Annotated in this window: 13 protein-coding genes and 1 pseudogene; 7 read left to right on the plus strand and 7 right to left on the minus strand. The window is 61.4% G+C overall.

Translation table 11 applies throughout. From position 1 onward, the window contains the following. On the plus strand, window positions 1-109 hold a 109-nt coding region (locus tag FJD34_RS00005; RefSeq protein WP_130926105.1), incomplete at its 5' end, for an IS3 family transposase. A gap of 193 nt (window positions 110-302) precedes the next feature. Here FJD34_RS00005 and FJD34_RS00010 read toward each other — a convergent pair. The 4 genes from FJD34_RS00010 to mdlC form a co-directional block, all read right to left on the minus strand. After that, a complete protein-coding gene (locus FJD34_RS00010; RefSeq protein ID WP_090291283.1) occupies window positions 303-1778 on the minus strand; it encodes an aldehyde dehydrogenase family protein in 1476 nt (491 codons plus the stop codon). Window positions 1779-1858: 80 nt separating this feature from the next. After that, entirely contained in the window at window positions 1859-2785 is a 927-nt protein-coding gene (locus FJD34_RS00015) for a ketopantoate reductase family protein (RefSeq protein WP_090291282.1), read from the minus strand. 9 nt (window positions 2786-2794) lie between these two features. Continuing rightward, a complete protein-coding gene (locus FJD34_RS00020) occupies window positions 2795-4222 on the minus strand; it encodes an MFS transporter (RefSeq protein ID WP_090291281.1) in 1428 nt (475 codons plus the stop codon). 78 nt (window positions 4223-4300) lie between these two features. After that, a complete protein-coding gene (gene mdlC, locus FJD34_RS00025; protein WP_090291280.1) occupies window positions 4301-5887 on the minus strand; it encodes a benzoylformate decarboxylase in 1587 nt (528 codons plus the stop codon). A gap of 107 nt (window positions 5888-5994) precedes the next feature. Between mdlC and FJD34_RS00030 the strand changes: the two genes are divergently transcribed. The 5 genes and pseudogenes from FJD34_RS00030 (at window position 5995) to FJD34_RS00050 (ending at window position 12497) form a co-directional block, all read left to right on the plus strand. Next, on the plus strand, window positions 5995-6921 hold the full coding sequence (locus FJD34_RS00030) for a LysR family transcriptional regulator (protein ID WP_090291279.1): 927 nt from the start codon (window positions 5995-5997) through the stop codon (window positions 6919-6921). Beyond that, a pseudogene (locus FJD34_RS28755) lies at window positions 6903-7088 on the plus strand (hypothetical protein); the annotation flags it as partial. The gene FJD34_RS00030 and the pseudogene FJD34_RS28755, both read left to right, overlap by 19 nt. Before the next feature lie 87 nt (window positions 7089-7175). After that, entirely contained in the window at window positions 7176-8894 is a 1719-nt protein-coding gene (locus FJD34_RS00040) for a hydrogenase maturation protein (protein WP_090293167.1), read from the plus strand. A 124-nt stretch (window positions 8895-9018) separates the two neighbouring features. Next, window positions 9019-11433 (plus strand): DUF3772 domain-containing protein, encoded by a 2415-nt coding sequence (locus tag FJD34_RS00045; protein WP_090291278.1) that lies wholly within the window; start codon window positions 9019-9021, stop codon window positions 11431-11433. A gap of 32 nt (window positions 11434-11465) precedes the next feature. Next, complete coding sequence (locus FJD34_RS00050; protein ID WP_090291277.1) at window positions 11466-12497, plus strand: DUF2931 family protein; 1032 nt, start codon at window positions 11466-11468, stop codon at window positions 12495-12497. 36 nt (window positions 12498-12533) lie between these two features. On the opposite strand, the gene FJD34_RS00055 is transcribed toward FJD34_RS00050, so the two are convergent. From FJD34_RS00055 to FJD34_RS00065, 3 genes are all read right to left on the minus strand, one after another. Further along, on the minus strand, window positions 12534-13766 hold the full coding sequence (locus FJD34_RS00055; RefSeq protein WP_090291276.1) for an MFS transporter: 1233 nt from the start codon (window positions 13764-13766) through the stop codon (window positions 12534-12536). Window positions 13767-13977: 211 nt separating this feature from the next. After that, window positions 13978-14598, minus strand: coding sequence for an FMN-dependent NADH-azoreductase (locus FJD34_RS00060; RefSeq protein WP_090291275.1), 621 nt, complete (start codon window positions 14596-14598; stop codon window positions 13978-13980). After that, window positions 14595-15041 carry a GNAT family N-acetyltransferase gene (locus FJD34_RS00065; protein ID WP_032861415.1) on the minus strand — a complete coding sequence of 149 codons (447 nt, stop codon included), beginning with the start codon at window positions 15039-15041 and terminating at the stop codon, window positions 14595-14597. The genes FJD34_RS00060 and FJD34_RS00065 overlap by 4 nt, the downstream gene beginning before the upstream one ends. A gap of 87 nt (window positions 15042-15128) precedes the next feature. Between FJD34_RS00065 and pdxR the strand changes: the two genes are divergently transcribed. Next, a complete protein-coding gene (gene pdxR, locus FJD34_RS00070) occupies window positions 15129-16529 on the plus strand; it encodes a MocR-like pyridoxine biosynthesis transcription factor PdxR (protein WP_090291274.1) in 1401 nt (466 codons plus the stop codon). Window positions 16530-16541: the final 12 nt, after the last annotated feature.

Here is a 16541-nt window from a genome sequence, read left to right on the forward strand (position 1 = left end):
TGATTACATCGAGATGTTCTACAACGCAAAACGCCGCCATGGTTTCAACAATCAGCTGTCACCGGTAGAGTTTGAAAAGCGTTACGCAATGAGCTTGCAAGGTGTCTAGAGAATCCGGGGCGATTCACCAAACTTCTTGTTCACATGCAACTTCCTTGTGTATTGATGGACGCTTCTCAGGGCACTGCTCATCCCATCAGAGGTGTACATTCTTGAACATCAGCGTTGGGAAACTCACGACACAAGTGCCCAATGATGCCCGGCCTTTCCCAAAGGCCGGGCAGATATCGTCAGCTCCCGGATCAGAAGGGGTAATGACGCGCCGAGTGCTGCACGCTGATCCAGTGATCGCGGGTGAATTCATCGATCGCCCAGTCGCCGTTGAAGCGCCCGAGCCCCGAGTTCTTTTCCCCGCCGAAGGGCGCGTTGGCCTCGTCGTTCACCGGGATATCGTTGATATGAGTCATGCCGACGCGAATCTGTCGAGCGAAGTGCACTCCACGTTCCAGATTGCGAGTGAACACCGCGCTGGACAGGCCGAACTCGCTGGCATTGGCCAGCTCCAGAGCATGGGCCTCGTCCTGGGCGCGCAACAGGCCCACCAGCGGGCCGAAAATCTCGTTGCGAGCCAGGTCCATGTCGACCGTGACTTCACCGTAGACGTGAGGCGCCAGCAGATTACCCTGGAAACCACCCTCGTAGAGCGGTTCAGCGCCTTCACTGCGGGCCAGTTCGATCTTTTCTCGCAGGCCTTGCAGTTGCCGTTCATTGATCACCGGGCCGATGACTGTTTCGATCAATTGCGGATCACCGACCTTGAGCCCCTTGACCCGTTCTACGAAGCGCTCGGCGAAGGCGTCGTAGAGGCTGTTGTCGACGATGATCCGATTGACCGCCATGCAGATCTGCCCTTGATGCAGGAACTTGCCGAATACCGCCGCGTTCACCGCTTGTTCGAGCTCGGCGTCGGCCAGGACCACAAACGGGCTGTTGCCGCCTAGCTCCAGGGCCACATGCTTGAGGTGCGCACCACCGCTGGCGATACTGCCGATACCACGTCCCACCGGGGTGGAACCGGTGAAGGTGATCAGCGAGGGCACCGGATGCTCGACAAAGGCATCGCCGATCTCGCTGCCCGCGCCCACCACCACACTGAGCACACCGGCCGGCAGACCCGCCTCCTCGAAAATCTTCGCCAGCAGCAGGCCGCCGCACACGGGCGTATCGCTGGCCGGTTTGACCACCACCGCGTTGCCCAAGGCCAGTGCCGGGGCGATGGAGCGCTGGGTCAGGTGCAGTGGGAAGTTCCACGGGCTGATAACCCCGACCACCCCTAGGGCACTGCGGTAGACACGGCTTTCCTTGCCAGGCACATCGGACTCGACAATTCGCCCGTGGACGCGCGCGGGGAACGATGCCGACTCCAGGGCAATGGCCCGTGCCGCGCCCCATTCCAATTGCGCCTTGAGCCGGGTGCTGCCGGACTCGCGAATGATCCAATCGATGATTTCCTCGCGGCGCCGGTCGAATACCGCCACCACCCGATGCAGGACGGCTGCCCGCGCCGATGGCCCGAGTGCTGCCCATTGTGGCTGCACTGCAGCAGCTTGGGCGTAGGCGGCATCCAAGTCCAGGCGATTGGCCTGGGAGATTTCCAGCAACAGTTGGCCATTGAACGGGTTGCTCACCGCCAGGACTTTACCGGCAGCGCCGGCGCGCCACTCCCCGGCGATGTATTGCAAATGCAGATCGGTGTAAGCAGCAGTGGACTCACTCATGACAAGGCTCCTCAAGAAACAGCGTTCACAAATCGATATTGCCTGGACGAACGTATACAGGCGCGCAGATGTTCTGGCTTTCAGCCTGCCGCCGAACGCGCTTCGATCAGACGCAGCAGTCCTAGCAGGGTTTCGGTGTGCGGCACGGCGATGCCGGCCTGGCGCGCCCGTGCCAGGACCTCGCCATTGATGGCGCCGATTTCCGTGGGGCGCCCGGCCAGCACGTCTTGCAACATGGACGGCTTGTGCGTCCGGTGGTGGGCGATGGCATGCGCCACGCTGTCCAGGCAACGCTGCGTATCCGTCGTGACGCCCTCTGCCTGCGCGACGCTCAGCACCTCCAGCACGATGGCCCGAGCCAGCGGCACGCCTTGCGGCGCGGCATCCAGTTGCCCCACCGTGCAGCCGGTCACGGCGCACAGACTGTTCAAGGCCGCGTTGAAGGCCACTTTCTCCCAGATCGAGCTCCAGACCTGTGGGTCTGCCCTGCATTGCAGTCCCGCCGCCTCCAGCACGGCGGCAACCTGGTTGCTTGCCTGGCACTCGATGCCATCGAGGGACGAAATCCGAACAACGCCTTGGCCGTGGGAACGAATATGGCCGGGCCCGGCCATGTCGGCAGGCCAGGTGGTCATGCCGATTATCACCCGCTCCGGGGCGACATGGCGGCACAGTGCTTCGGCGTTGCCCAGGCCGTTCTGCAGGGTCAGCACCCACGTATGTTCGCCGATATGGCTGGCAATACTGCGCAGCGCCTTGTCGGTGTGCTGGGCTTTGGTGAAGACCAGCAACAGATCAGGTTGCCCTGTTGCCTGCTCCGCACGACAGGCGATCAGGCCGCCGACGCGCCGGTCGCCGCTGTCGGTTTCCAGGCGCAGACCCTGGAGGCGGATGGCCTCCAGGTGTGTGTCGTTGATGTCCAGCAGCGTGACCGTCTGCCCGCTCTCCGCCAGCAAGCCGCCGAACAGCGAGCCCATGGCGCCCGCTCCCAGAATGGTAATGTTCATCGAACTTCCTTATGGCTGTGAAGGTTCATCGGCAAGGTTCTCCTTTTGGGGCCTTTGCGTTGCGCGCCGGGGGATATGGCGACGCACCAACATCAGGGCGACCAGCGCCAGCAGCATTACCGTGCCCAGTAGCGTCAGATAACCCTGGGTGCCACCTTGGGTAATCACCGTGGCCCCGACAAAGGCGCTGAGAATTGCGCCCATGCGTCCGAAGGCCAGGGCCGATGCAGTGCCAGTGGCGCGCACGGCGGTGGGATAAATGAATGCACACAACGCATAGAGTGTAGACTGCACGGCGTTGACGAACAGGCCATGCACGCCAAAACCGAAGATCAGCAGGCTGGTGTTCTGGCCTATGTCCACGGCCTGCATGGCAAAGGCACTGAGTGCGCCACCTGCACAACAGATCAGCAACGGCCAGAACGATCCCCAGCGCGTGATGGCCACTGCGCAGACCAGAGCGCCGATCACTCCGCCCAGGTTGTAGGCGGTGAGGCCGGAACTCGCCAGCGCCAACGGCAAGCCTTCGGCCATGAGCATGGTCGGCAACCAACTGAAGGCGCTGTAGACGGCGGTCAGACACATGAAAAACGCCACCCAGACAGCCACCGTATCGCGCCCGTAGCCAGGGGCGAATAAGGTGCGAAAGCCGCCTTGCTGCTCGCTCTTCTGTTCCAGCACATCGGTGTAGTGCACGCCCTCGGGCATGGGTCGGCCCATACGCTTGAGCAGCGTGGTCAACTCACCCCAGCGTTGAGGCCGGCGTGCCAGGAAGCGCGGTGACTCCGGCAAGGTCGCCAGCAGCAAAAAGCCCAGCACAATGGGCAGGCTGCCACCGATGAAGAACAACGGGCGCCAACCGTACAGCGGCAGTATATGAGAGGCGAACAACCCCGCCAGCATACCGCCCAGCGGCACACAGACGATGGTTGCGGTCACCGCCAGGGTCCGCCGGCGTGCCGGGGTGAACTCAGCCGTCATGGTGGTGGCGCTGGGTAGGGCGCCACCGATACCCAGACCGGCGATAAACCGTAGAACCGCCACGGTCAGTGCATCCGGTGACAGGCCGATGGCACAGGTCGCTGTGCCGAACAGGATCACGCTGGTGATGACCGCCATGCGCCGGCCGAAACGATCGGCGAACAGACCCGCGCAGGCACTGCCGATACCCATGCCGATCAGCCCGGCCGCCACTGCGGGAGCAAAGGCCTCGCGGGTGATTCCCCACTCCTTGATCATCAAGGGGATGGCGAAACCGATGAGCTGGCCGTCGAAGCCATCCATCACGATGGACAGTGCAGCCAGCAGCACCACGATCTTCTGCATCCCTGTATAGGGGCCGTCATCGAGCAAGGTGCCGATGTCTGCACTACCGGCCACCGAGCCCGACCGCTGGGGTGTCTCCTCCATCACGTCACTGACCGAAGTCGTGTTCATAGCCACCTCTTTTTATTGTTGTGGTGTGTGCACAAGGCGCGTTTGGCAATGCCGGGGCTTAGCCCGGCGGTGGGGAGCTCAGGGCTCAATCGTCAGGGTCGGGACCTCGATCAGGACTGGGCGATTGCCGGCCAGGGCTGCGCTGAAGGCTGCGGCGAACGCGGTGCCGGTCGCCGCATGTTGTGCATGCACGCCATAGCCCTGGGCGATGGCGCAGAAGTCCAGGCCCGGAACGTCCAGCCCCGGCGCATCGCTGACCTCTAGCACATTGGCGAACCAGCGCAGTGCGCCGTAGGTGCCGTTCTTGAGAATAATGAACACCACCGGAATGCCGTATTGGGCAGCGGTCCAGAGCGCGGTGATGCCGTAGTTGGCCGAGCCGTCGCCGATGATTGCCACCACCCGTCGCCCGGGCGTCGCCAGTTGCACGCCGACCGCGGCCGGCAAGCCGAAGCCCAAGCCGCCGGCGGCGGGAAAGAAGTAGCTGCCAGGCTCGCTCATCGCTACCCGCTGCCAGAACGCACTGACCGTGGAGGTGGATTCCTTGACGTAGATCGCGTCCCTGGGCGCCAGTTGATTGATCAGGTCGAACACGGTTTCCGGGCTTAACAGGCCATCCTCTTCACGTGCCGGCGTCGGCAACGGTAAGGCGCTCGGCAGCGGCCGTTCGCGCTGGGGCAGCACGTCGACCAGGGCCTGGAGGGTCAGGGCGATATCGCACACCAATGCATCGCCCATGGGTGCCCGCGCCGCTTCGCCCGGGTCGCAGGTCAGGTGCACCAGTTCACAATCGGCCGGCAGATAATCACCTGGGGCATATTGGTGGTAACGGAACACGGGGGCGCCGACTACCAGGATCAGGTCGTGCTCGGCCAGGCAGCGGCTGATCCCGGCGATGGCCGCCGGCAACACGCCACGGAAGCACCGGTGACGGGTAGGGAAGGGGCAGCGCGAAGCGGATGGCGCGACCCAGGCCGGCATGCGCAGTTTTTCCGCCAGTTGCACCGCCAGGGCATTGCTGCCACTGCTGTCGACATCCGGGCCGAGCACCAGCACCGGGTGACGCGCTGCCGATATACGCTCGGCCAGCGCCTGCAGTTGCGCCGTCGAAGGCTGGCCGGCGTTGCTCACCTGGCGCCGCGACAGATGCTCCACACCCGCTGGCGCCGCGCAGGCCCAGTCGTCATAGGGGATTGACACATACACCGGCCCACGTGGCGCTAGGCTGGCCATATGGATCGCCTGGCTCAGGGTGCGCGGTACGTCCTGGGCCGAAGCCGGTTCGTGACTCCACTTGACCAGGGGCTTGGGCAACTGCGCGGCATCGACATTGGCCAGCATCGCTTCCACGCCGACCATCGAGCGCACCTGCTGACCGGCAGTGATCACCAGCGGGCTATGCGAGTACCAGGCGTTGGTCAGCGCGCCCATGCCGTTGCCGGTACCGGCGGCGGCATGCAGGTTGACGAAGGTCGGCTTGCCAGTGGCCAGGGCGAAACCGTCGGCCATGCCGACCACCGCGCCCTCATGCAGGCCGAGAATGTAGCGGAAATCCTCGGGAAAACCCTTGAGGAACGGCAACTCGTTGGAGCCGGGGTTGCCGAAGATGGTGGTCAGGCCTTGCTCGCGAAGAATCTCGTAGGACGCAGAGTGAACGGTTTTCATGACGACCCTTGTTATTGGATTTCGGGTTACTCTTGCAGGCACTGGAAGATTGATCAAATCGACACTATCTCTATCAAAAATAGACCCTGTCTATATCCAAGGGCGACATGAGCCACATCGATCTGAACCTGATTCGAACCTTCGTCACCCTCTACGAAGCCCGCAGCGTGACACTGGCCGCCGAGCGCCTGTTCGTCACCCAGCCCTCGGTCAGTTATGGTTTGGCGCGTTTGCGCGAGCTGTTCGATGATGCGCTGTTCAGCCGTACCCGGGACGGCATCCAGCCAACCTTTGTCGCCGAGCAGCTTTATCCGTCCTTGCGCGAGTCTTTGACCTGTATCGAAAACGCGGTCCAGGGATGCCGCCATTTCGACCCCGCGAGTACCGAGCGACGTTTTCGCATTGCGCTCTCCGACCTCGGCGAAATCGGCTTTCTACCGCTGATCCTGGCGCGCTTGAATCAGGGCGCGCCGCTGGCAGAAGTCGAGGTCCTACCGCTACAGGTCGATCAGGTCGGGGAGTGGCTGGCCAGCGGTAAGGTCGATGCCGCGATCTGCCGCCAGCCGGTCCCCGGTATCCGCAGCCGGGTACTGATCCATGAGCGTTATGTGTGCCTGCTCAGTAGCAGCCACCCACGCATCGACCAGCAGTTGAGCCTCGAACAGTTCCTGGCCGAGCGGCATGTGGCTGTGACCCGCACCACCGGCCATGGCAACGTCGAAGACGTACTGAAAAGCATGGGCGTTGAACGCCGCATCAGCCTGCATGTGCCGCACTTCTCGGTACTGTCGAAAGTCATTCCCAGCACCGACCTGCTGGCGGTGCTGCCGGCGCAGATTGCCCGGCTGTTCATCCACGAGGGCGACTTGAAGATGCTCGAACTGCCATTCCCGGTGGCCGAGTTCGCGGTGTCCCTGAACTGGCACCCCAACAGCGACAGTTCCGCCGCCCTGCGCTGGTTCTGCGACACAATCACCGACGCTATCATCAGCGGCCAGGACCTGTCCGCTAATCAGGTGCCGACCACGGCTTAGCAAGTATTGCGCCTGTGGAGGTTTCGATTCTCCGTAGTCGAGCCTCTCGTGGGTATAAAGCAGTCAATAGCCTGCCATTCGTGCCCTACACCCGGAGCCCTTCAAGAATTCGCTCGACGGGCACGCCTGCTGACACAAGATTGATCTCGATCATCTACCCCACCTGACACACCCTCTATCTTGGCGCTTCCATAAAAGGCCAAGGATGGCTCATGGAGAGCCACCAGCCGCGCATTCTCAAGGAAGAGTCAGTCATGTGGTCATTGAAAATCATGTTGTTGTCGTCGGCGTTCAACGGTTTGACCCAGCGGGCCTGGCTGGATCTGCGCCAGGCGGGCCACGAGCCCAGCGTGGTGCTGTTCACCGATGAGGCCTCGGTATGCCGACAGATCGAGGAAGCGGCGCCTGACCTGGTGATCTGCCCATTTCTCAAGGACCGCGTGCCGCAGCAGCTCTGGAGCAATCCGGAGCGTCCGGTGGTGATCATTCATCCGGGGATCGTTGGCGACCGTGGCGCCAGCGCACTGGACTGGGCTATCACCCAGCAGGTCAGGCGCTGGGGTGTTACCGCGTTGCAGGCGGTTGAGGAAATGGATGCCGGCCCGGTCTGGTCGACCTGTGAATTCGACATGCCTGCCGATGTGCGTAAATCCGAGTTGTACAACGGCCCGGTGAGTGACGCTGCGCTCGCTTGCATCCGCGATGCGGTGGGGAAATTTGCCAGCGGTTTTGTCCCGACGCCCCTCGATTACACACAGCCTGACGTCATCGGGCGTTTGCAGCCGAACATGAAGCAGGCTGACCGTACCTTCAGTTGGTACGACTGCGTGCGGTTCATCAAACGCAGTATCGACGCGGCCGATGGTCAGCCTGGGGTGTTGGCGAGCCTCGCTGGCGGACAGTATTACCTGTACGACGCGCACCTGGATTCGCGTCGTGGCACCCCGGGAGAAATCCTGGCGGTACAGGACGATGCGGTGCTGGTCGCGGCCGGCGATCACAGCCTGTGGATCGGCTCGCTCAAGCGTAAAGCCCAGCCAGGGGAGGAAACCTTCAAGCTGCCTGCACGTCACGTGCTGGCTGGGCGATTGGCTGGTATCCCCGTGCTGGACGGCTCGATCGCCAACCAAGGGTTCGATGAGACGGCCTATCAACCGATTCGCTATCGGGAGTCCGGTCACGTTGGCGAACTGACCTTCGAGTTCTATAACGGTGCCATGAGTACCGAGCAATGCCAGCGGCTGGTCACGGCACTGCGCTGGGCCAAGGCTCGGGACACTCAAGTGCTGCTGGTCAGGGGAGGGCGCGGGAGCTTTTCCAATGGTGTGCACCTCAACGTGATTCAGGCAGCCCAGGTACCGGGGCTGGAAGCCTGGGCCAATATTCAGGCAATCGACGACGTCTGCCAGGAGTTGCTGACGGCGCGGCAGTTGGTGGTCAGTGGCCTGACGGGTAGCGCCGGAGCCGGTGGCGTGATGCTAGCGCTGGCGGCCGACATCGTCTTCGCCCGAGCGGGTGTGGTACTCAATCCGCATTACAAGACCATGGGCTTGTATGGCTCCGAATACTGGACGTACAGCTTGCCCCGCGCCGTCGGCAGCGAAGTCGCGCACAAACTCATCGAAGAGTGTTTGCCAATCAGCGCCTTACAGGCGCGACAGTGGGGGATGATTCAGGACATCGGCCCACGCTGCCCTCACGCATTCAGTGCATGGCTGCTGCAACAGGCCAATAGTGCGTTGACCGATGAAAAATTTGCCCTCTATCGCGCGCGTAAAGCCACTCTGAGCCTTGAGCAGATTGAGCGCTGTCGTGCAAACGAGTTGGCACAGATGCAGTTGGACATGGTGCAAGACCGCCAGCAGTTCGCTGAGAAGTGCCGCAACTTTGTGCTCAAGCGCAAAACCTGCCAGACCCCACAACGCTTGATTGCGCCGTGGGCATTGACGCGCAAGACCACGTTTGTGGGTTGACCTGAGTGCTATCTTTCCCGTTGCGCCAATAGCGCCCGATCTTTTGCCCCCCGTGCGGAATTTCCTTTCTCCCGTGGCGGTCCATACTGGCGATGGCAAGAATAAGACGGAGAAGGGTGACTTGATGCGGCGAATTTATAGAAGCGTCATCTGCCAGGTCATGCTGGCCATGGTTATGGCTATCAGCCTGCCGGGGTGGGCAAGTGCGGCTGCAACGCCGGTGGCCATCGAGGTCGTCGACAGTTTGCCGCTGTTGCCGGAAGACGCTGACCTGAAACAGCTCAGTCAGCAGCTTGAGCTGATTCGCCAGAGTGTGCCTATCAGTACCAGCGACGAGAAGCTGGCGGAGTTTCGACAGGGCGCACTGCAGGTGCAACAACAGGCCGAGACGTTGCTTACGGTGCGCGCTACCGAGATGGAGCGTCTTGACGATCAGCTCAAGGTCTTGGGCGCGGCCCAGCCTGGGGAAGCGCAGAGCCTCACCGACCAGCGGGATGCCCTGACGCGGAAAAAGAACAGCCTGCTTGATGATGAGCAGCAGGCCAAACAGTTGAGCCAGACGAGCCGCGACCTTGCCGCGCAGATCGTCAACCTGCGGCGCAATGTGTTTAACTCTCAACTCACTTCACGTACCGATACCCCCTTTAGTCCCACGTTCTGGTCGACCCTGATCCGTCCCACTGCGGATGACCTGAAGCGCCTGGATAACCTGCAGGCCGAAAGCCTCGTCGCCCTGAAGAGCGCCGTCAGTCCCGAGCGCCGCTGGGCATTCTTCAGCACGTTGCTGGTGGCCGTGCTGATCTGGAGTTTCGGCCGGCGATTGCTTGAACACTTGCTCACCTGGGCGATGATTCGCTGGTTGCCTGAGGGGCGCTTGCGGCGCAGCACGCTGGCGGTGGCGGTGGGGCTAGCGTCGATCCTGACGATCATGGGGGCCGTTTCGCTGATGCGTTGGGGGTTGGAAAGCAATGCCGTCTTGAGCGAAAACCTGGCGCGGCTTTCCGATCATCTGGTCACCCTGGCCACGTTCTGCGCGTTTATTGCAGGCCTTGGACGAGCCTTGCTGATGCTGCCGCGACCTTCCTGGCGGTTGCCGGCCATTGCCGATGAAATCGCCAGTGCCCTCGGGCCTTTTCCAGCGATTCTGGCAGTGGCGCTGATGCTGGTGGCCACCGAGGAGCGGATCAACAATGTCACGGGCGCCAGCCTGGCGTTGACCGTAGCGCTCAATGGTCTGACGGCACTGGTCACGGCGCTGATCTTTATCGCCGCGTTGCTGCGCGTGCGCCATGTGCGCAAGAAGCTCAAGCTGGACCGCCCAGGCGGGCTGGCCGGAATGCTGCCCTTTGTTGCCTCGATGTGGGTGGCCTTGATTGTCCTCGCGTTGTTTACGGGGTATCTGTCCCTGGCCTATTTCCTTACCGTCAAGCTGCTGTGGGTCAGCGTCGTGGCAGCATTGGCTTACCTGCTTATCGCCTTTTACGGCGACGTCTGTGAAACCCTGCTTTCACCCAAGCAGCCCAGCGGGCTGGCACTGGCCAATGCGCTGGGGCTGTCGCCACGGCATCAGGCCCAGGCTTGCACTGTGCTGGCTGGCGTCGGGCGTACATTGCTACTGCTTACCGCAGTGATGGCGGCCTTCCTTCCGGCGGGCTCCAGCCCTAGTGATTTGCTCCAGGGCTTCAGTCAGCTGGGAGAAACCAGCAAGACGCTGGGCAACCTGCACATCATCCCCAGGGATATCCTTGCTGCGCTGCTGATGTTTGTGGTCGGGTTGTTTGCCGTGCGTACCTTGAAGCGCTGGTTGAGCGAGCGGCTGTTGCCGGAAACCAACATGGATGCGGGCATGCGCGCATCCCTGGTGACCCTGGTGGGCTACTTGGGCTTCGTGCTGTTGAGTCTGTTGGTGATGTCCACCCTGCGGATCAACCTGACCAGCCTGACCTGGGTCGTCAGTGCCCTGTCGGTGGGGATCGGCTTCGGCTTGCAGGCCATTGTGCAGAACTTCATCTCCGGCTTGATCCTGCTGACCGAACGGCCGGTGAAGGTCGGCGATTGGGTCAGCCTGGGTGGCGTCGAGGGCGATATTCGCCGAATCAACGTCAGGGCGACCGAGATCCAGATGTCCGACCGCTCGACGGTGATCGTGCCAAACTCGCAGTTCATCTCGCAAAGTGTGCGCAACGTCACCATGGGCAACGCGCTCGGTGTCGTGAGCATCACGCTCACATTGCCGCTGGACACCGATGTATTGAAAGTTCGCGAACTGCTCATGCACTCGTTTACCGAGCACGAGGCCATTCTTGACACCCCCGCACCATCAGTCACCTTCAAGGACCTGGCCAGGGATGGCCTGATCATTGGGGTCAGCGGCTACGTCAACAGCCCACGCTCGGTGTCCGGGGCCCGCAGCGACTTGTTGTTCATCCTGCTGGCCGGCCTTCAGGACATGGGTATTACATTGTCTTCGCCGCAGAGCCTGGTATTGATTTCGGGAGAGGGAAGTGCAGTGAGTGGTGATGTTCCTGTAAAGCCATGAAGAGGTAACGGTGTGTGAGAGTAGCGAGTCCGATGGCAGTCATTGCGGCTGTTTTATTCTGCTTTTCCTTGGCTGCTTGCCAGAGTAAAGACGTGCCTGAAACTTATAGCTGGTCGGGAAGTGTCTCTGCGCCGCAGGAATACCCGATGGAGGTTTACCGGGGCGCCCTAGTCGCTGAGGACTTCACCTACGATTTTGATGCGATTTGGGGCACACAGAATACCGGGTGGGGTCATCAAGGCGGAACCATGACCACCGGCATCGAAAAAAAGGCGGTGCCCTATCAACTGGCGTTTACGTGGTACTCGCTGGTGGAGAAAAAGTTCTATACCGGCCAATGGACCTTGGACAAAGAAAAGATAAAGCGCCTCTTGGATGAGGGGTTTATCGACCAGGACACCCACAAGAAAGACACCTACAACACTTTTATCGTGGGGTTGGCGCCACAGGGCAGGGTGGTGTTGTGGGTGAGTGGGGCGGGAAACCAGAAGGAAGTTGGAGCCTTTGAGGCGCAGGTGACAGCCATTACCAAGGAAAGCGCGTACAGCAACGCCCAGTACATGTTCAAAGACGGTTACGCAGACCGAATGCTCAATGATCCATCCTATAAAACGTTCAGCCCGCAGGTCCGGCAAAAAATACAAACGCAAGGTTATCCTTCACCAGGAATCTATGACACCTACAGGGAGAAATACAATTGGCGACCGGTCGTTGTTCTGCAGGAAGGTGCTCAGTGGCTGGACTTTGGATTCAGCGCCTACAACGGTGAGCAGGAGAACATTTTCGGAAAAGAGCTCCTGGATAATCATTATGAAAAAAGGGCCATTCCCAAGTTCTGTGGTTTCTATTGGCGGGATGGAAGCAGCCGCTATGGCGTATGGGTTGACGCGTTCGACGAAAAAGAAATCTTTGATGTTTTTCAGAAGCTGGGCAAAGAAAAACACATAGACCTGGTGGTGAAGGTTGATGCGCAAAACACCAGGGTTTCTCTGTTGCTAAGGTCGGGAGCGCAGGAGTTCCCTATCGGTAAAGCGAAAGTCAGGTTGTCTCGTAAAATCGAGTAGGCTCCCCCTGCTCATGGGGGAGCCATACTTGAGTGGTCAACCAAGCGCAGGCTGGGCCGCAAGGCTATTACTGACCTTACGTCCCAGCACCAGCACGGTCACAAAACCCAAGCCCACCAGCACCGTGGCCAGACTCAGCAGCACCGAGCTGCCCAGTTGGTCGACGATCCGCCCACCGAAGAACGAGCCCAGGGCAATAATCACCTGGAACAAAGCGACGAAGAGCGGCATGCCGCGTTCGACATCCTTGGGCGCCACGACAAACATCCAGATACTGGCGCAGGCCGGGAACGCACCGAAGGCGAACCCCCAGAGCGCGATCAGCATCGCTGCGCCTGTCAGTCCGGTGGCGAAGTGGGGGAATAGGGCCGTGCTGGTGCCGATCATCAGCGCCACCAGCAAGAGGGTGTGACGTACGCTGCGGTTGGCGGCAAATCCGGCAAAAATATTACCCATCACTCCCGCCACGCCGAAGAGCAACAGCAGCGAGCCAATCGTCGGCCCGTCGAAGCCGGCACTGTGCTTGAAGAAGGGTGCGACGTAGGTGTACGCGGCAAAGTGCGCCAGGCCGATCAGTAAGACAGCAATCAACCCGACCCGCGCTTGTGGGTTGATGAACAAGGCTGGCAGGTCACTGATGCGAATGGCTTTCTCCGGGTTGAGTCGCGGTAGCAGGAAGATCTGCGCCAATAACACGGGTACGCCCATCAGCGCGGTGATCAGGAAGGTCATGCGCCAGCCCATCAGCCCGCTAAGCCAGGTGCCTACAGGCACGCCCAGTACGGTGGCCAGGGTTACGCCGACCATGATGATCGAAGTGGCCTGGGCGACGCCGACCCCCTTGGGGGCCAGCCGGCCGCTGAGGGCGATGGCCGTTGCCCAGAAACCGCCGATGCTGATGCCCAGCAGGACGCGGCCGAACAGCAGCAGGCCAAAGTCGCTGGCAAAGGCCACGACCGAGTTGGCGATGATCATGATCAACGTCAGGCCGATCAACAGGTAGCGACGGTCCATGGTGCCAATGCTGACCGACAGCAAGGGGGCGGCGAGGGCGGCCATGATGCCGGGCAGGGTAACCATCAGGCCGGCATGGCCGGCGCTGATGCCCAGGTCACTGGCGACGTCATTGAGTACACCCACCGGCAGGAACTCACTGGTCACCAGGGCGAAGGCACCCACGGCGACCGAGAGAATCGCCAGCCACTGCTGTTTGACGCTCTGTTGATTATGTTCGGGGAGGCTGTGAGGAGCCTGGCTGACGCTTGGCATTGTGTTGAGGTCCGAAGAGGATGCAGCCTGAGGCCAGGCTGGGGGGAGAATGTGGAGGCAATTATAGGAATTGGTTCAGGCAATTAAACAGGCCGGTCTGTTTGATAGTCATCATCAATGCAATCAATGCGCCGCTCTAACGCGGCCTTGAACAGTCTGTTGGCCGTGGGAATACGGCATCTCAAGGCATCGAGATGCCGGGGCGATTCAGTCAGGCACAAATCAGTGGGTTGAACAGCGGCTCCAGCGCCAGCCGGGCACGGCTATCCTGGATCGCCGCCTTAACCGCCTCCTCGCCGAACACCAGCCCCTGCAGGTAGGTGAAGTGCGGGTCGAGCAGCCCGAGGGTGCCCAGTACCTGGCGCAGGTAAGGTGTCAGAAAGTCCGGTTGCCGTGCCTTTTCGCCCTGATGAAAGCCACCGGAACCGACCAGTACATACACCGCACGGTTGCTCAGCAAGCCGGTCTTGCCTTCGGGCCCTGAGCTGAAGGTGCGGTGAATGCGCAGCACATAGTCGACCCACAGCTTGAGCGCTGCGGGCAACGTGAAGTTATGCATCGGGGTGGCTATGAGCAGGATATCGCAGCGCTCCAGCTCGCGGATCAGCGTTTCGGAAATCTCAAACTCCGCTGCGTCGAACGGCGTGGTCGTCGCCAGGCCACGAGCGTAGTCCATGCCGAGCGGTGGCAGCGGGTGTGTGCCCAGGTCGCGCTCGACCAGTTCGAGCCTTGGGTGCCGTTGCCGAAGGGTGTCCACCAGTTCCAGTGCCAACTGGTTCGCATGGGAAACCAGGCCATTGGGGCTGGCGTTGATTAATAGAACATTGTTCATGCCTGATTCTCTGTCCGAAGGCTTTGGGTGAAGTGCATGCCATGGGCCAACAACCCCTGGCGAAAGTAAAAACGTTGGGCCAACGGCATATGCAGCCCGGTATCCAGCACGAAATGGGCGCAACCACGCTGCACGGCGTCCTCACGAACAGCGTTCAGCAAGCGTGCTCCCAGGCCGCTGCGCTGCAGATCCGGATGCACCACCAGATCATCGACGTAGATGAAACGCCCGTAGAGCAGGTTTTCCAACTCGCGGTAACCGGCCAGGCCGACCACGTGCCCAGCGTCCCAGGCGGCCAGCAAACGGTACCCTTGCTCGCTCTGGCGCGCCAGTTGTGCCACATAGTGGGTCGGGTCGGTCACATGCGGGCGCAGTACGCGCATAAGGTCGAAACTGGCCTCGAAAGCCTGCTTGTCTTCGAGATGTCCAAGTGTGTAAGCCATGTCTGTCGTCCGCTGTAGAGAGGTAGCTGACCTTAAAGAGTTGATGGCTTAAGCTACAGGGCCGAAAAGTGCATAAATGACTAGGCCATGATTGCTCCCTTCTCGCTGGACCGTAGCCAGCCAGCGCCGATTTATCGCCAGCTTTATCAGCGATTTCGCGAGTCCATCGCCGATGGCCGCCTGCGTCCGGGTGATCGTGTGCCTGCCGTTCGCGCCTTGGCGGCGCAGTTGAACCTGGCGCGGGGTACGGTGGAAGCGGCCTATCAATTGCTGATGGGCGAGGGCTACCTGATCGCTCGCGGAGCCGCCGGGACGATTGTCACACCGCAACTGGCCGCCGTTTCCTCGGCCGTACTTCACGCCCCAACGGTTGCGATGCAGTATCAGTCCAATCATTGCGGGGCATTGCCGCTTGCCCTGCAGATGGGGCTGCCCGCGCTGGATGCCTTTCCCCGCAAACTCTGGACCCGACTGGCGGGCCGCCAGTTGCGCCAGGCTGGCCTTGAGGGGCTCGTGTACCCGGATCCGTGCGGCCACGCGCCGTTGCGCGCGGCCATAGCGACCTACTTGGGGATTGCACGGGGCATTACTTGCCGCCCGGAACAGGTGTTCGTGTGCGCAGGCTATCGTGCGTGCCTGGACCTGATCAGCCACACCTTGATGCGCCCTGGCGATTCGTGCTGGCTGGAAGAGCCTGGTTACTTCATGGCGAGGAATGCGCTACTGGAAGCCGGCGCACAGTTGGTGCCGGTCCCCGTGGATGACCAGGGGCTTGACGTTGCGCAAGGTATCGCCCGCTGCCCGGACGCGCGCTTTGCGGTCGTTACGCCGACCCATCAGAGCCCACTGGGCGTGTCGCTGTCACTGCCGCGTCGGTTGGCGCTATTGGATTGGGCCAATCGCCAAGGCAGCTGGATCATCGAGGATGACTACGACAGCGAATACCGCTATCAGGGCAGCCCCCTGCCTGCGCTCAAAAGCCTCGACCAGCAGGGCCGCGTGCTCTACACCGGGACCTTCAGCAAGGTCTTGTTTCCAGGCCTGCGCCTGGCCTATCTGGTGGTGCCGGCGGCGCAGAGCGAGGCCTTTGCCCGTCAGGCGGATCGTCTGCATAACCACTGCCCGCAGCTCCTCCAGGCGACTGTCAGCGCGTTTCTCGTCGAGGGGCACTTTGCACGGCACTTGAAAAAAATGCGCGCCCTCTATGCGCGCCGCCGCCAGTGGCTGGTCGAAGCGCTGCAACAACAGTTCGGCGAACGCCTGTTGATCAATCCCCAGGCGGGAGGCATGCACCTGATCGCAGGCCTGCGTGAGGGGGATGATGTTGCCCTCGCTCAGCGCGCCCGGGCCATTGGTATCGCCGTCGAGCCGCTGTCACAGTGGTACCTGGAGGCCAGGCCCAGGCACGGGCTGGTCCTGGGTTTTACCAACATCGCCAGCGCCGAACAGGCAGCGACAATGGCGCTTCGATTGGCTCAAGTCTTCTAGGGCTGCTACACG

The organism is Pseudomonas brenneri (assembly GCF_007858285.1).
GTDB lineage: Bacteria > Pseudomonadota > Gammaproteobacteria > Pseudomonadales > Pseudomonadaceae > Aquipseudomonas > Aquipseudomonas brenneri.

What these genes read in the sequence shown, in the direction of transcription:
- mdlC (WP_090291280.1), bottom strand. Translation starts at nt 5,887, where the DNA reads ATGAAAACCGTTCACTCTGCGTCCTACGAGATTCTTCGCGAGCAAGGC.
- FJD34_RS00020 (WP_090291281.1), bottom strand. Translation starts at nt 4,222, where the DNA reads ATGAACACGACTTCGGTCAGTGACGTGATGGAGGAGACACCCCAGCGG.
- FJD34_RS00030 (WP_090291279.1), top strand. Translation starts at nt 5,995, where the DNA reads ATGAGCCACATCGATCTGAACCTGATTCGAACCTTCGTCACCCTCTAC.
- FJD34_RS00055 (WP_090291276.1), bottom strand. Translation starts at nt 13,766, where the DNA reads ATGCCAAGCGTCAGCCAGGCTCCTCACAGCCTCCCCGAACATAATCAA.
- FJD34_RS00050 (WP_090291277.1), top strand. Translation starts at nt 11,466, where the DNA reads ATGGCAGTCATTGCGGCTGTTTTATTCTGCTTTTCCTTGGCTGCTTGC.
- FJD34_RS00065 (WP_032861415.1), bottom strand. Translation starts at nt 15,041, where the DNA reads ATGGCTTACACACTTGGACATCTCGAAGACAAGCAGGCTTTCGAGGCC.
- pdxR (WP_090291274.1), top strand. Translation starts at nt 15,129, where the DNA reads ATGATTGCTCCCTTCTCGCTGGACCGTAGCCAGCCAGCGCCGATTTAT.
- FJD34_RS00045 (WP_090291278.1), top strand. Translation starts at nt 9,019, where the DNA reads ATGCGGCGAATTTATAGAAGCGTCATCTGCCAGGTCATGCTGGCCATG.
- FJD34_RS00015 (WP_090291282.1), bottom strand. Translation starts at nt 2,785, where the DNA reads ATGAACATTACCATTCTGGGAGCGGGCGCCATGGGCTCGCTGTTCGGC.
- FJD34_RS00010 (WP_090291283.1), bottom strand. Translation starts at nt 1,778, where the DNA reads ATGAGTGAGTCCACTGCTGCTTACACCGATCTGCATTTGCAATACATC.
- FJD34_RS00060 (WP_090291275.1), bottom strand. Translation starts at nt 14,598, where the DNA reads ATGAACAATGTTCTATTAATCAACGCCAGCCCCAATGGCCTGGTTTCC.
- FJD34_RS00040 (WP_090293167.1), top strand. Translation starts at nt 7,176, where the DNA reads ATGTGGTCATTGAAAATCATGTTGTTGTCGTCGGCGTTCAACGGTTTG.